Here is a 13,679-nt window from a genome sequence, read left to right as displayed (position 1 = left end):
GCCCGTGCCGTGGCCTGCTCGCCCTCCGCCGCCGGTTTCGCCGTGCTCCTCGCGCTCGCCCCTGGCTGTGGCGGCGGGGACGAGCTGCCGGCGCAGGGCATCGCCGAGCTCGGCACCGGCGAGTGGCAGTTCGAGCCGCTCGCCGACGGCCAGGAGGTCGAGCTCGCCCACGGCGCGCAGGGCGGCTGGCACGTGTGGACCAGCGTCCGGACGCTCGGCCTGGAGCCCGAGGGCGCAGAGCTCGAGGTCACGACGACCGTGATCGGCGATCCGTCCTCGGCGACGACCAGCCGGGGGAGGATCGCGCTCGAGGAGCTCGAGGACGGCCGGTGCGAGTTCATCGGATGGCCGGCCGTGCTTCGCGAGCCAGCTTGTGCCATCGGCCAACCGCTCCGGATCAGGGGGGTGGTGACCGACGCGCGAGGCACGGTTGCGACCGCCGAGCGGCTGGTGCACCCCCGATGGGACGGCGACGAGGCCTGTGCTGGGCGGCCATAGGGCCCGAAATCCACATCGCCAGTCTGGGCCAGCAGCTCTGGGGCAGAGCCGGCCGTCCGGTCAGCCGCTCCGGTGCTTCGCCGCCGTCCTGGAAGAGCGACGCTATACGAGTAGATTACCCGCTCATCGAAGGGGCCGCCCTCGCCCTGCAGCAGCTGCGGGAACACGCAGCCGGAATCGTTCACGAGGCGATCGGCCGGCTGCTCGGCCTGGTGCCAGCACGGGAGGGGAGAGAGCGGTCGCGCCGACGGTAGCAAGCCGCATTGACGAGGCGCCCGGATAGGACAAGAGGACAGGAGGACAGGAGATGCCTCAGAAGGTGGGCATCAGGTGGCCCGGCTCGCTCTTGTGAAACCAATTGACGCGTGGTAACCTCGGGAGTACGGAAAGCCCACCATGCCGTCTGTCCACCTGACGCGCCACCTCTACACCTTCTTCCCGCACCTCGAAGGTCAGCACCTGATCGTCGAGGCGTCGACAGCGGGTGAGGTCGTAGCGGCCCTGGAGCGGCTCGCGCCCGGCATCGGCTTCTACATTTGCGACGAGCGCGGCCGCTTGCGGACGCACGTCAACATTTTCGTCGGCAAGCAGATGATCCGCGACCGCAAGGGACTCACAGACGCCGTCGCTGCCGACGACGAGGTCCACATTCTGCAAGCGTTGAGCGGAGGGTAAATGGCAAGCCGTATCCTGGTAGGCACGCGAAAAGGCACCTTTGTCGTCGAAAAACAGAACGGCTCGTGGAAGCCGCGCCTCGCGGGCCATGCCGGCGGCGGCGTCAACTATGTCGCGCGCGATCCCTACACGGGCAAACTCTGGGCGCTTCTCGGCTTCGGCCATTGGGGGGCCAAGCTGTCCGTCTCGACGGATGAAGGCGAGACCTGGAATGACAACCCCGCCCAGATCAAATATCCCGAGGGCGCTCGCTACATCGGCCAGGACATGTACGAAGACGCCGGCAGCGAGTTCGGCGTCGGCATGAAGATCGTCACGCGCCCGGCCACGGTGCAAAAGCTCTGGATCATCGGCTTCGGCCCGGGTGGCGCGGTCTACGTGGGCACCATTCCGGGTGGCTTGTTCGTCAGCCGCGACGGCGGCGGCTCCTTCGAGCTCAACCGGCCGCTCTGGAACCACGAGTCACGCGGCGGCGACCTGTTCACAGGCGAGGGCAAAGGCGAGACGAAATGGTTTGGCACACCGGCCTCCGAGGGAGGCGAGTTCGCCCCGGGCATTCACTCCATCGTGGTGGACCCGCGTAACCCGAAGCGAATGCTCGTCGCCGTGTCCACGGCGGGCGTCATCGAAACAACGGACGGTGGAGAGACCTGGCAACCGCGCAACAACGGCATGCGGCTCGATCACACGCCCGAACCAGACGCCGAGTGGGGCCACGATACGCATTACATCGAGCAATGCGAGGGCGATCCCGACCATGTCTGGCAACAGAACCACGTTGGGATCTACTACAGCAGCGACGGCGCAAGGAGCTGGCGCAAGGTGAGCCGCCCAGAGCAAGGCGTGCATTTCGGCTTCCCCATTACAGCGGACGCGAGGGACGGGCGCACGGCGTGGGTCGTCCCCGGGAAGTCGGACATGCAGCGAATCACCGTCGACGGCGCGCTCTTCGTGGCTCGCACGAAGGACGGCGGTGAGACCTGGGAGCAACTCCGCCGGGGTTTGCCCCAAGAGCAAGCCTACGACGTCATATACCGCCACGCGCTCGCCAACAAGGACGGCACTGTGGCATTCGGCACCACCACGGGCAATCTCTACGTGAGCGATGACGGCGGAGAGGGTTGGGCGACCGTCGCCAATAACCTGCCGCCGATCTATTCGGTGCGCATGGCGTGACATGTTGGTTGGTCAGGAAAGGCGGACTACAGATAGATCCCGCTTCCGCGACCGCTGCCGTCTCCGCCCGGGGACTCGTACGCTTCATGCGCCGCCGCACGGCGTACTGCCTCGTCGAACGACGATGGTTTCACGTCGAAGACGCCTGCGAGGGTGGCAAGGACGGGGCCCTCGTTCAGCTCGCCTGCCCTCGTCACATGCCCAGGCAAACCGGACGCAGATCCCGCGCCAAGCGACTGCTGCTGTGGACCTGAAACCCTGACCGACAAGACGAGCGTCCGGCATGCTCCTCAAGATCCTCATCGTCCTTTTGCTCGCGCTGCCAACTCTGTTCTCCCTCTACGTCTTTTCGATCGAGGGGACGAAGCTGCTCAGACCGCTGGCGTTTGCCTTCACGCTGACTTCTGCGCTCTACGTCCTTGTCATCCGTGTCGTTCGCGTCCGTCGCCCTTCCACTCCGTACCTCGGTTTCTGGATCGTGTTGCCCATCTGCTCGGCGCTCCTTCTCGCTTGCGTGCTGATGGCTCTCTCCGTCGTCGGTCATTGAAGAGCCTGAACCCGCACGACGGGATGGTCTGCTGCCATCACGGCGTCCGCAGCCGGAACGGGGCTGCCGGCGGACGCCGCTCGTCATCGACCGGTGTTTGCGGCGGGATTCCTGACACCGGAGCTACCGGGCGCGGGCGCGCCGGTACTGTTGCTCCGGATCAGTGGGGGTGGTGACCGACGCGCGAGGCACGGTTGCGACCGCCGAGCGGCTGGTGCACCCCCGATGGGACAGCGACGAGGCCTGTGCTGGGCGGCCATAGGGCCCGAAATCCACATCGCCAGGGTCCAGCAGCTCGATGTCAGAGCGAGTGAACCACCCAGACGGCTGGCTCCTCATAACGTCCGCGCCGGCCCTGGACGTACACGGGGGCAAGGCCGCCGGGGATCTCGAAAGACCGCTCGGAAGGCAGGATAGGCCTGCCGAGCCAGACCTCCCAGAAATCGAGCTCCAGGTCGACCACGAGGGCGCAACGGGGAGTCCCGGCGATCCGGCCCCCGACGCGGACATGCGTTCGGACCCACGGGTCGGTGGGCAAGCCGTCCTCGCGGGCGCGATCGAGGAACTCCTCGATGTCGATGCCTGGGCAGGAGGCCTTGGACGGGGGGCGCACCGGGGCGAGCACGCCGGCGAGGCCCGATCGCCGCGCCAGCGCCTTGAAGCCGGCGAGCACGAGCGCGCTCACGCCCTGGCCGCGGAACAGCGGCGACACCGAGGCGGTGAACGCGCCCAGGTGGGTCGGCGGCTCGCCGTCGCGGACCGCCTTTGCACGGAGGACCTGCCACTTCCAGCCGCCGTCGGGCAGCGCCGCCAGATCGTCGCTCCGCACGGCGATCGGCGCGGCGTTGCCGACCGCGGCCAGGCGCGACGCCCACGACGAGCGGAGCAAATCCCCCCATGGGTTGTCAAGCGAGCGCCGTGGTTTCAGCGTCAAGCCGCGACGCGGAGTCGTTGGTCCGCGCAACGCGCTCCGATGGCGGCCGAGGTGGCACAGGACCGGAGCAGGCGAGAACCAGCGCCAGCGGGCCGAAAGCGAGCCAGACGATGAGAGGTGTGAATGTTCGAGCTTCCAGGCGCATCTGACTCGACCACGCGCCTCAGCAGCGGGCTCCATGTGTGCTCGCGTCTCGTGAATTCTTCTGGAGGACATGTTGATATGGCAATCGGCAAGATGAGGACGAGCGTTCTGTCAGCGATGGGTCTGGTCCTTTGCGCCGGGCTGCTGCCGGTCAGCGGCTGCGCGCAGCACGGCGACCCCCTCGATGCGGGAGAAGCCGACGGCTCCCGCCTGGGAATCGCGCGCCTGAGCGTCCAGGCAGCGCCCACGACCGCGGGCGACATCACGCGGGTCACCGTGATCGTTCAGAGCGGCCCCGAGGCCGAGCTCACGCGCGATCCCGACGGCAACTTCATCGGCACCCTTCTCTTGCCCGAGGGCTCGTACCAGATCGTGGGCAACGCCTTCGTCGGAGACCAGCTCGTCGGCTCCAGCGCTCCAGTCTCGGTCGAGATCCAGGGCGGCGCAGCGACGCAAGCCAACCTCCGGATCCTCGATCTCGCGGAGTCAGACGACATCGGGCACAGCCCGATCGTGCTGAGCCTGACCTACCCGCTCTCGACCGTGGTGAATCAGCCGGCGCAGCTCTCCATCTCGGCCGTCGATCTGGACGACGATGCGCTCGCCGTCGAGTGGACCAGCGACTGCGCCGATGGGATGTTCTCGGCGCCCACGGCGTTCGTGACCGACTTCACCAAGCCCGCTGCCGGCACCTGTGAGGTGAGCGTGAGCGTGACTGACGGCGAGCTCTCCGCGAGCGAGACGTTCTCGATCATGATCTTCGAGGAGAGCCAGGCCCAGGGCGCCGTGATCATCGACGGCCGATTCATCGCCAGGCCGATGATGACCCTGATTCTGCAGTGGCCCGAAGGGAACTGCCACGTCGCCCCATACTCCTCCACGGACGGTACCTGCCAAGAGCCCATCACGACGTCCAGTCCCGTCGAGCTGCTCTTGCGCGTCGAATGGGGCAATTCGTCTCCTGGGACCGTCGAGGTCACCGACAGCTGTGGTGGCCCCATCACGTTAACTGGGCTCACTTACTATCATATGTACGACTGGCAGCCGCCGACGGCTCACGCTGCGTGCTTGATCACGGCTCGCGCCACGAACAGCGACGGCCTGAGCGGCGTGTGGTCCGCCGGTGTCCTGGTACGCCCGGCGCAGGCTGAATAGCGGGAGGCGCCCGTCGCCGTATTTCGCGGATGCGCCGGGCTCCCGCGCGCGGACTCCGCCGCGCGGCGCACGAACGGCATCCGGCATACGAGCACGCAGAGGGGCCGTAGCGTCACGTCGCCCAGGTGCATCCCTCGCTCCGCGGCGCTCGTCGGGATTTCTGACCCACGAAGCTACCGGGCGCGCGCGCGCCGGTACTCTCCCGGTGTCGTGCCCGTCCAGCGACGGAAGCTGCGGTAGAAGTGGCGCGGCTCGCCATAACCGAGCAGGAACGCGATCTCCTGGAGCGCGAGGTCAGGCCGGCGGACGAGATCGAGCGCCTTCTCCCGCCGGGCCTCGTCGAGCTGCGCCGTGAACGAGGTGCCGATGTCCTTGAGCGCGCGCTGGAGCGAGCGCGTGCTCATGCCAAGAGAGCGCGCGATCCCCTCCTGGTCCACGTCGCCGCGGTCGAGCCGCTCGTCGATGCGGGCGCGCACGCGCGCGTCGAGCGCCGCGGCGCCGGCGGGCGCGGCGCGCGCGGCGAGGAGCTGCTCGGCGTGGCGGACGAGGTAATCGCGGACCGACGGGTCCGCGCCGACCACGGGCGCGTCGAGCAAACGCGCCTCGTAGACGAGGCCCATCGCGCCCGCCTCGAAGCGGGCAGGGGCCCCGATCGTCTCCTCGTAGAGCGACGGCGGGTGCCGTCGAGGATGGCGGAACAGCGCCTCGATCGGCCGCGCCGAGGCGCCGAGGTAGAGCGCGATGAAGCGCGCGAGCGTCGCGATCATCATCTCGATCGGCTCGGCCATGGCGATGACGCGCGGCTCATGCTCGAGCGCGAGGCGGGCGACGCCGCCGTGCTCCTCGAGGGTGACGCGGAGGTGCGGGTCCATCAGCCGGCAGAAGCGGCCATAGACGGCGACGCCCTGCCGCAGGGTCTCGCTGTGGCGAAGGACGTGCCCCACGATGCCGACGACCGACACCGGGATGCAGCGCGCGTAACGCAGCCCGAGCGGCTCGCCGGGGAGGCGCTGGAGAAGGAGCTCCCACAGCGAGAAGAGCGATGCATACGGCACGAGCTCGTCGGGCGCGGCGAGGACCTCGGGCGCGACGCCGGCGGCCCGGAGGAGATCTTCCTGCGGAACTCCGCACGACGAGGCGAAGGCGATGAGCCCGGCGGGCATGGATGCGAACACGAGATCGCCGTCGGACATGGCGTGCGCCGAGGATAGCGTAGCCGCCCGGAGGCCCGGCGCCGAACCCGCCGCGCTCGATCGCCGCGGGCCCTCCGAGGCCCCCGCCGCCTCGCTGTCCAGGGCTGCTCGAGCGTCCACTCGAGCGTCTAGGCAAGGCGCGTTGCGTGGGACGACGAGAGCGCGTGCTGCGGTGTGGCTCAGGGCGCTGCCGGAGGACCTTCCCGGCAGGGCGCCACCCGGTCTGCGCCGCCGAAGAACTCTCCCGCGAGCAGCGACCACGCCCGCGCGTTCTCCGGCGGGCCGCACTTGAACGGCGCCTTCGCGAGCCGCTTGCCGCGGAGCGCCGCGCGCTGCTCGCGGTAGTAGCGGATCGCCAGCTCGGCGGCGTACTCCACCACGCCGTTTCCAGGCTGGAACGAGTAGTACGTGCCGCCCTTCACGAGGGTCTCGTTCGGCGAGTACGGCGTGAGGCAGGTGATCCTCGTCCCGCAGCGCGCGACGATCCCGTCGTAGATCGGCGAGAGCGCCGCCTGGGACCACTCGCCGTGCGCGCCGTCGTTCAGGTGGAAGAGCTCGTGGAAGAGCGTCTCCCGCACGTCGTCCGCGGCGCGGTGGAGCGAGCCGGAGAGGTTGTACGCGACCGTCCAGCCCGAGGCGTACGCGGAGGGCGTCCGCGCCCGCACGGACCGGAAGTACTTGAGCGCGAGTGCGCGGTGTCGATAGCGCACGGGCGAGCTGGCCCCGGCCGCGAGATCCGCGACGAAGGCGTCGAAGTCGGCGATGGCCGCGACCGTCCACTCGAGGTGGCGGCGCTCGGCGCGCACCGGCAGCTCCGGGACGAGGTGGAGCATGCCGCGGTAACCGCCATCCATCATGTGCTCCCGCTCCAGCCCGGCGACGCTGCCGTTCTGGTCGAAGAGCGCGGTCGCGCTCGCTGCGGCCTGCGGGTCGCCCTGGTAGCGGAGCGCGAGCAGGCAGCGGATGCGCTCGTGCCCCGGGCTGGGCGTGGCCGCCGTCCCGGCGTTCCCGCGCCGGCAGGCGTCGATGGCGTCCCGGTGGGCGGGGGCGTCGCCCGGGAACAGGATCGCCTCGGCCTCGTCGGCCGAGATGGCGGGGGCCGGCTCGGTTGAAGCGGGGGAGGGCGCGGCGCCCTGCGCGCCATCGGCCCGCGCCGCCCCCGAGGACGCGGCGCCGGCTGGCCCGGGGCCTCCCGGGCCAGAGGGCACGCTGGTCACCGCGAGGGCTGGCGTGCCTGGCGGCGCCGCGGCCTTGCCGGCGGGGCCCGGAGGGCCGGGGCTCGCGGGGGCACACGCCGCGACGAGCACCGGCAACGCGAGGGTCACGACGGCGACGAGCGGCGTGGCCTCGGGGCGCATCGTTCCCAGGATGCCAGAACTCGGTGCGGCGATCATCCAGCGATGTCCGTCGGGGCAGGGGAGGACGCCCGTCGAAGCGCAGGGGGCTCTCTGCGACGTGAGCGCTGCCCGCCCGCGCGCGCCGCAGCCGCACGCGGACAAGCCTGCTCCCGGAAGACGTGTCCCCGATGCGGGCCTTCTACGGCACCACCACGGTATCGTTCGTTTGCAGCGGCAGGTCCCCGCGGAGATCGCCTTTCCCGACGACCTCATCGAACACGAACGGAATCCTGCGCTCGCCGATCGCGTCGCGCCGGACGATCACCACCTCGTCGGGATCGGCGAAGCGCGTGAATCCGCCCGCGAGGGCGAGCGCCTGGAGCACGGTGATCTGCCCCCTCGGCGTGAACTCGCCGGGGCGCGACACCTCGCCCATCACGTAGACCCGGTAGCTGTGGAGCTCCGCCACCTCGACGCTGACGACCGGCTTCTCATGGTAGAATTTGGCGGCCTGCGTCGCGATGTCCTCGGCGACGCCCATGACGGTGCGCCCCGACGCCAGGACGTCGCCGATGAGCGGGATCGTGATGAACCCGTCGGGCCGCACCGTGACGCGCTGGCTCAGCGCCTCGTTCTTCCAGGCGCGCACCTCCAGCACGTCGCCGGGGCCGACGGCATAGGCGCTCGTCGCGCGGCGCTCCGCATCGAAATCGACCCGCGGGGCGCGCGCGCCGCAGCCCGGGAGCGCCATGAGGACCGTGAGCGCGGAGCAGAGCAGGGCAATCCGGACACAGCGGGAGCACATGCGGTTTCCAGCCTCCTTGATGGGATGGCGCTCCAGCAAGCGCCGATCCCGCGGCCGCGCTCCGCGCCTGCTCCGCGCGCGCGCACTGGCGCTCTTCCCGCGTGCCGCTCGGAGCCGCGGTGCTAGATCCGTCGCGCGGAAGGGGGGAATGCGCGCCGCGCCTCATCGCGCCCGCGCAGGGCGCCTCTGCGCGGCCGTCACGAGGGCGCGGCGCGGGCCGCCCGCGCGCGGCGCGCGCCACGCGAACGGCGCGCCACACCATGGCAGCGTGGGTCGTGTGCGCGCTGTGCGCGCTCGTCATCATCAAGCCGCAGGAGTTCATCCCCGCGCTCTCGGGGATTCCGCTCGTGCACGCGGCGTTCGGGATCACCCTTCTCTGCGTCGCCCTCGACGTCGTGTGGCGGCGGCTCAAGCCGGCGCTCGCGCCTCAGGTCGTCTATGCGCTCGCGTTCCTCGCCTGGGCGGCGCTGACCACCGCGCTGAAGCGCCCGGCCGCGCTCGAGGAGCGCGGCATGCAGCTCGCGACCGTCGCGGGCATCTTCGTCGCCGTCGCCGTCGCCGCCGCCTCGCCGCGAGGGCTGCGGGCGCTCGCGATCACGCTCGTCGGCTGCGCCGTCCTCACGACCGTGGTCGCGATCGTGCAGGCGTTCCAGCCCCACGGCTGCATGATCGCAGCGCCCGACGACTGGGAAGGCAAGGGCGAGCTCGAGCCGGATGGGCGCCCCTGCGAGACCAACCTCGACTGCCGCATCGAGGCGCCCGTGCCCGATGGCAACTACCGGTGCGAGCGCCCTGGGCCGCTCGGCACGTCGACGATCGATGGCCGCGTCCGCTACCGCGGCTCGCTCGCCGATCCCAACGAGCTCTCGCTGATGGCCGGAATGTCGATCCCGCTCGCGATCGCGCTCGCCGAGCGGCGCTCCGGCCCGCGCCGGCCGCGCAGGTCCGTCCGCGGAGGCCCGCCCCCGTCGGCCGGCGGCGCTGCGCCAGGGCCGGCGCGGGCCTGCGGGGCGCGCCGCGCGCTGGCGCTGCCCGTCCTGCTCACGGATCGGCTGATCTCGCGCGTGGCCGGGGCGCTCCGCGCGCTCCCCGTGACGGCCGTCATCGCGGCGATCGGCGCGATGGTCGTCCTGTCGCGCTCGCGCTCGGGCGTCATCGTGTACCTGGCGGTCCTCGGCATCAGCTTCATCCGGCGGAGCGGGACCCTCGGCGTCATCGCCGCCTGCTTCGTCGGGCCGCCCATGCTCCTGCTCGGGGGCCGGAGCGGCGACGAGGCGAGCGAGAGCTCGGGCGAGCGCGTCGAGCTGCTCCGGGAGGCGTTCGAGCTGATCCGCCGGACGAAGGGGATCGGCGTCGGCGCAGGGCAGTTTGGCGACGAGTCGTCGCTCGGCTTGACCGCCCACAACTCCTATCTCCTCGCCGCGGCCGAGACGGGCCTGCTCGGGATGTGCCTGTTCGCGCTCGCCCTGTACGCGTCGATCAAGGTGCCGCTGTCGATCTGGCTGGGCGACGTCGATGTCGGCCCCACGAGGCGGTTCGCGCCGGCGATCTTCGTGAGCCTGTGCGGCGCGCTGATCGGCATCTTCTTCCTCTCGTGGGCCTACAAGGACGTCCTCTACATGGTGTTCGGCGCCTCCGCCGCGCTCTACGGCGCCGCGCGGGCCGAGGACAGCCGCGTCGTGGTGCGCGTGTCCGGGAGGGAGGTCGCGCTCGTGTGCGGCGGGATGTCCCTGGTGCTCGTGCTGCTCAACGTCCTGCTCCGGTTCCTCGGGTGAGCGCGCCCGCGAGCTCCGGGGCCCCTGGGCCGGCCGCGGCGCGGCCTGGCAGGTCGTCCGGCGGGAGCGCCCTGGAATGGTGGTATGCTGGGCGGGATGTCGGCTCCCATCCGCAAGCCCGTCGACCCCGCTGCGGCGCCCATCCCGGCCGAGGCGCCGCGCGCCCCGACGGAGGCCGAGTGGGCCGCGATGTCGCCCGCTCAGCGCCAGCAGGCGATCGCGGCGCTCGTCGACTCCATGTCCCAGGAGGAGATCGACGAGCGCCTGGCCATGGCCGAAGGGGATCCGCACTTCGACGCCAAGGTGGAAGCCCGCGACACGCTCCGCGCCTGGTTCGGCCGGCGCGGGCGGCGCATCTACATCGGCGCCGAGATGAAGGTCTACTATCCGGGCGAGAAGGGCTTCACGCCCGACGTGATCGCGGTGACCGACGTCGATCCCACCCCGCGCCTCTGCTGGATGGTCAGCGCCGAAGGCAAGGGGATCGACCTCGCGATCGAGGTGCACTACGCCGGCAACTGGCGCAAGGACTTCGTCGACAACGTCGTGCGCTACGCGACCCTCGGGATCCGTGAGTACTTCATCTACGACATCCCGCGCGGGCACCTCAAAGCGCACCGGCTACCGCCCACCGGCGTGCGGCGCTACGAGAGCATCCCCTCGCGCGCAGGGCGGTACCGATCGGAGGTCCTCGATCTGGATCTGGCGGTGGAGGCGGGGCGCCTCCGCTTTTACGCGGACACCGCTGAGCTGGTCACCGCCAGCGAGCTGGTGGGCAAGCTGGAGGGGATGATCGAGGCCGCCGAGGCCCGGATCGAGCAGGAGCAGGCGCGGGCAGAGCAGGAGCAGGCGCGGGCAGAGCAGGCGGTGGGGCAGCTGTCGGCGGCGATCCTGATGCTGCTGAACGCGCGCGGCGTCCCGGCGAGCGAGGAGGCGCGGGGCCGGATCCTCGGCGAGACGGACGTGGACGTCCTGGGACGCTGGCTCCAGCGCGCGGCGACCGCGGCGGCGGTGGAGGAGCTGTTCCTGGAGTCGGCCGGCCGCTGACGGAAGCCGGACCGGGGCTCCCAGGTCCGCGTGATTTCCTGGAGAGGGTCCATTCTCGGCGTGGAACTGGCGATCTTCAGGCGAGCGACGCGGCATCAGGGAGCCTCGTACGACGCATTCAGCGCCATCCGGAGCTCGGGTGTGTGCGCAGGCGCGAGATGCCTCTCAAGCAGGCGGCGCGCCCATTCTGAATGGCGTGACCGGCTGCACGATGCCGTTGCCACGCGCAGCACCTCGTGGTCTTTTGAGGATACCGTGTCTTCCCTCACCCAGCAGATCGCCGCGCTTCCTGGCCCGCTCCTCGCTCGCCTCCGGGCTCGCGGGTTCGACCCCGATCGCGTCGCCCGGTGGGCCGCGTCCATCGGCAAGGACCGGGACGCCCGCAACCGCCTCCAGGGCACGGTCGAGCCGCCCGTGCCCGGCGATATCGCCGACCTGCCCGCCGAGGGCACGCCCGAGCGCGCCCGCTGCCGCGAGGCGGGCCTGGCCGCGCTGCGCCGGGGCGAGGTCGCCCTCTGCGTCCTCGCCGGCGGGATGGCCACCCGGATGGGCGGCGTGGTCAAGGCGCTCGTCGAGGTGCTGCCCGGTCGGACCTTCCTCGATCTGCGCCTCGCCGAGAGCGATCACCTCCGGCGCACGACAGGGGTCCCGGTCCCGCTGTGGCTGATGACGAGCGAGGCGACGAACGGACCGATCCGCGAGGCGCTCGGCCCGCGGCTCGACGAGCCGGGCGATCTCTGCGCCACGTTCGAGCAGCATGTCTCGCTGCGCCTGACCCCGGAAGGCGGGCTGTTCCTGGACGATGCGGGCGCGCCGAGCGTCTACGCCACCGGCCACGGCGACCTCCCGGACGCCCTCCGCGAGAGCGGCCTCCTCGGCCGCTTCATCGCTCGCGGCGGGAAGATCGTCTGGATCGCCAACCTCGACAACCTCGGCGCGACCGTCGATCCGGTCCTCCTGGGCTGGCACCTCGGCCACGGCGGGCCCCTCTCCGTCGAGGTGGTCGACAAGGGCGGCGACAAGGGCGGCGGGCCGCTGCGGTGGAACGGCCGACCGGTGATGGCAGAGGACTTCCGGCTGCCGATCGGGTTCGATCCGAAGGTCGTGCCCGTCTTCAACACCAACACCTTCCTGGCGAGCGCCGAGGCGCTCGACGCGCTCGCGCTGGACTGGATCTATGTGGAGGTCGAGAAGAAGGTGGACGACCGCAAGGCGATCCAGTTCGAGCGCATCCTGAACGAGGTCACGTTCGGCCTGCCGGCCCGGTTCGTCCGCGTCCCGCGCGAGGGCCTCGCGGCCCGGTTCCTTCCCGTCAAGGACGTCGAGGAGCTGGAGCGGCGGAGGCCGGCGATCGAGGCGATCGCCCGCGCGCGCGGCTTCCTCGGCTGAGCCGAGGGCACAGGTCGCCGCGTCGCGGGGCGCGCGGCTGGCGAGCGAACGTGTCTGTCGTCGTGAATCGATGCGTGTGACGAGGCGCTGCGCGCCGCCGAGGAGCGCCCGAGCGCGCGCTGGCGGACGGGAGGACTGGAAGGACTGGATATGGCAGATGCGCAGACGGTCTCTCTGGACGCGGCGACGCAGGCGGATGCCGAGATCCTGTCCAACCTTCTCGAGCTGTACATTCACGATCTCAGCGACGTGTTCCCCGCTGTCGAGCTGGGGCAGGACGGGCGCTTCGGCTACCCCAAGCTCCCTCTCTACTGGTCGGAGCGGGAGCGGCGGTTCGCGTTCCTCATTCGATGCGGCGGGCGCGTCGCTGGGTTTGTCCTGGCGGCGCGCGGCTCGCCGGCGGTGGAGGACCCGGACACCCTCGATGTGGCCGAGTTCTTCGTCCTTCGCCGCTATCGCCGCTCTGGCGTGGGCCGCCAGGCGGCGTGCCTCCTATGGAACGCTGTTCCCGGGAAGTGGACCGTGCGCGTCGCCGAGGGGAACCGGGGCGCTCTCGCGTTCTGGCGCGGTGTCGTCGCGGAGTTCACGAGCGGCGCCGTGACGGAGCTCGTGCGTCCTGGCCAGCCACACGCCTGGCGGGTGTTCTGCTTCGAGAGCGTGCCTGAGCGCGTCGCGCCCTGATCCCACGGCGGCGAGGGTCACGGGCGCCGGCCGGCGCGCCCCTCCGGATCGTCGGCGAGCAGCTCCTCGATCTCGGCCGCCGTCTTGTCGAGCCCCTTCACGGTGCGCGCGAGCACGGCGGGCGTGATGCGCCCCCGGCGCATCGCGTGGCGCAGCATCTTCATGAGCGAGCCGAGCTCGGTCGGCGAGCACGTCGAGCACGAGGTAGCGCACCCCGCCGCGATCGGCGCGGAGCGGCGGCCCTCCGAACCAGTCGCCCCACCAGCCCGGCGGGCCGCCACCCACGCCGGGCCGACCCCTCCCGAACGGACCCCCTGGGTGGG

The 13,679-nt window shown here is 71.0% G+C and carries 14 protein-coding genes; 9 read left to right on the top strand and 5 right to left on the bottom strand.

The window, feature by feature from the left end; all coding sequences use genetic code 11:
* Positions 1-9 precede the first annotated feature (9 nt).
* The 4 genes from ACSRUE_RS32445 to ACSRUE_RS32430 all read left to right on the top strand — a co-directional run bounded on the left by ACSRUE_RS32445 (position 10) and on the right by ACSRUE_RS32430 (position 2,896).
* A complete protein-coding gene (locus ACSRUE_RS32445) occupies positions 10-498 on the top strand; it encodes a hypothetical protein (RefSeq protein WP_441286975.1) in 489 nt (162 codons plus the stop codon).
* Positions 499-894: 396 nt separating this feature from the next.
* Positions 895-1,173: a MoaD/ThiS family protein gene (locus ACSRUE_RS32440; protein WP_437768089.1), complete on the top strand. Its 279-nt coding sequence runs from the start codon at positions 895-897 to the stop codon at positions 1,171-1,173.
* On the top strand, positions 1,174-2,349 hold the full coding sequence (locus ACSRUE_RS32435; protein ID WP_441286974.1) for a WD40/YVTN/BNR-like repeat-containing protein: 1,176 nt from the start codon (positions 1,174-1,176) through the stop codon (positions 2,347-2,349).
* Positions 2,350-2,632: 283 nt separating this feature from the next.
* On the top strand, positions 2,633-2,896 hold the full coding sequence (locus tag ACSRUE_RS32430) for a hypothetical protein (protein ID WP_441286973.1): 264 nt from the start codon (positions 2,633-2,635) through the stop codon (positions 2,894-2,896).
* A gap of 301 nt (positions 2,897-3,197) precedes the next feature.
* Here ACSRUE_RS32430 and ACSRUE_RS32425 read toward each other — a convergent pair whose 3' ends face one another.
* Positions 3,198-3,785 (bottom strand): N-acetyltransferase, encoded by a 588-nt coding sequence (locus ACSRUE_RS32425; RefSeq protein ID WP_441286972.1) that lies wholly within the window; start codon positions 3,783-3,785, stop codon positions 3,198-3,200.
* A 267-nt stretch (positions 3,786-4,052) separates the two neighbouring features.
* Between ACSRUE_RS32425 and ACSRUE_RS32420 the strand changes: the two genes are divergently transcribed.
* Positions 4,053-5,129, top strand: coding sequence for a hypothetical protein (locus ACSRUE_RS32420; protein ID WP_441286971.1), 1,077 nt, complete (start codon positions 4,053-4,055; stop codon positions 5,127-5,129).
* Positions 5,130-5,302: 173 nt separating this feature from the next.
* Here the strand turns inward: ACSRUE_RS32420 and ACSRUE_RS32415 are convergent, their stop codons facing one another.
* From ACSRUE_RS32415 to ACSRUE_RS32405, 3 genes are all read right to left on the bottom strand, one after another.
* Positions 5,303-6,322, bottom strand: coding sequence for an AraC family transcriptional regulator (locus tag ACSRUE_RS32415; RefSeq protein WP_441286970.1), 1,020 nt, complete (start codon positions 6,320-6,322; stop codon positions 5,303-5,305).
* 179 nt (positions 6,323-6,501) lie between these two features.
* Complete coding sequence (locus ACSRUE_RS32410; protein WP_441286969.1) at positions 6,502-7,716, bottom strand: hypothetical protein; 1,215 nt, start codon at positions 7,714-7,716, stop codon at positions 6,502-6,504.
* Between the two features lie 142 nt (positions 7,717-7,858).
* Positions 7,859-8,464, bottom strand: a complete 606-nt coding sequence (locus ACSRUE_RS32405; protein WP_441286968.1) for a polysaccharide biosynthesis/export family protein — start codon at positions 8,462-8,464, stop codon at positions 7,859-7,861.
* Between the two features lie 260 nt (positions 8,465-8,724).
* Here ACSRUE_RS32405 and ACSRUE_RS32400 point away from each other — a divergent pair, with 260 nt between their 5' ends.
* The 4 genes from ACSRUE_RS32400 to ACSRUE_RS32385 all read left to right on the top strand — a co-directional run bounded on the left by ACSRUE_RS32400 (position 8,725) and on the right by ACSRUE_RS32385 (position 13,356).
* Entirely contained in the window at positions 8,725-10,239 is a 1,515-nt protein-coding gene (locus ACSRUE_RS32400; protein ID WP_441286967.1) for an O-antigen ligase family protein, read from the top strand.
* A 96-nt stretch (positions 10,240-10,335) separates the two neighbouring features.
* Positions 10,336-11,286 carry a Uma2 family endonuclease gene (locus ACSRUE_RS32395; protein ID WP_441286966.1) on the top strand — a complete coding sequence of 317 codons (951 nt, stop codon included), beginning with the start codon at positions 10,336-10,338 and terminating at the stop codon, positions 11,284-11,286.
* Between the two features lie 255 nt (positions 11,287-11,541).
* Positions 11,542-12,675, top strand: coding sequence for a UTP--glucose-1-phosphate uridylyltransferase (locus ACSRUE_RS32390; RefSeq protein ID WP_441286965.1), 1,134 nt, complete (start codon positions 11,542-11,544; stop codon positions 12,673-12,675).
* A gap of 150 nt (positions 12,676-12,825) precedes the next feature.
* Entirely contained in the window at positions 12,826-13,356 is a 531-nt protein-coding gene (locus ACSRUE_RS32385) for a GNAT family N-acetyltransferase (protein ID WP_441286964.1), read from the top strand.
* A gap of 17 nt (positions 13,357-13,373) precedes the next feature.
* Here the strand turns inward: ACSRUE_RS32385 and ACSRUE_RS32380 are convergent, their stop codons facing one another.
* Positions 13,374-13,520: a hypothetical protein gene (locus ACSRUE_RS32380; RefSeq protein WP_441286963.1), complete on the bottom strand. Its 147-nt coding sequence runs from the start codon at positions 13,518-13,520 to the stop codon at positions 13,374-13,376.
* Positions 13,521-13,679 lie beyond the last annotated feature (159 nt).

It is taken from the genome of Sorangium sp. KYC3313 (assembly GCF_052075895.1).
Classification (GTDB): Bacteria; Myxococcota_A; Polyangia; order Polyangiales; family Polyangiaceae; genus Sorangium; species Sorangium cellulosum_B.
This window is presented reverse-complemented; position numbering and strand designations above follow the sequence as displayed.

Excerpts from the sequence above, each read along its gene's own strand:
- ACSRUE_RS32420 (WP_441286971.1), top strand. The coding sequence starts at position 4,053 with ATGGCAATCGGCAAGATGAGGACGAGCGTTCTGTCAGCGATGGGTCTG.
- ACSRUE_RS32415 (WP_441286970.1), bottom strand. The coding sequence starts at position 6,322 with ATGTCCGACGGCGATCTCGTGTTCGCATCCATGCCCGCCGGGCTCATC.
- ACSRUE_RS32430 (WP_441286973.1), top strand. The coding sequence starts at position 2,633 with ATGCTCCTCAAGATCCTCATCGTCCTTTTGCTCGCGCTGCCAACTCTG.
- ACSRUE_RS32440 (WP_437768089.1), top strand. The coding sequence starts at position 895 with ATGCCGTCTGTCCACCTGACGCGCCACCTCTACACCTTCTTCCCGCAC.
- ACSRUE_RS32435 (WP_441286974.1), top strand. The coding sequence starts at position 1,174 with ATGGCAAGCCGTATCCTGGTAGGCACGCGAAAAGGCACCTTTGTCGTC.
- ACSRUE_RS32385 (WP_441286964.1), top strand. The coding sequence starts at position 12,826 with ATGGCAGATGCGCAGACGGTCTCTCTGGACGCGGCGACGCAGGCGGAT.
- ACSRUE_RS32400 (WP_441286967.1), top strand. The coding sequence starts at position 8,725 with ATGGCAGCGTGGGTCGTGTGCGCGCTGTGCGCGCTCGTCATCATCAAG.
- ACSRUE_RS32410 (WP_441286969.1), bottom strand. The coding sequence starts at position 7,716 with ATGATCGCCGCACCGAGTTCTGGCATCCTGGGAACGATGCGCCCCGAG.
- ACSRUE_RS32405 (WP_441286968.1), bottom strand. The coding sequence starts at position 8,464 with ATGTGCTCCCGCTGTGTCCGGATTGCCCTGCTCTGCTCCGCGCTCACG.
- ACSRUE_RS32395 (WP_441286966.1), top strand. The coding sequence starts at position 10,336 with ATGTCGGCTCCCATCCGCAAGCCCGTCGACCCCGCTGCGGCGCCCATC.
- ACSRUE_RS32380 (WP_441286963.1), bottom strand. The coding sequence starts at position 13,520 with ATGAAGATGCTGCGCCACGCGATGCGCCGGGGGCGCATCACGCCCGCC.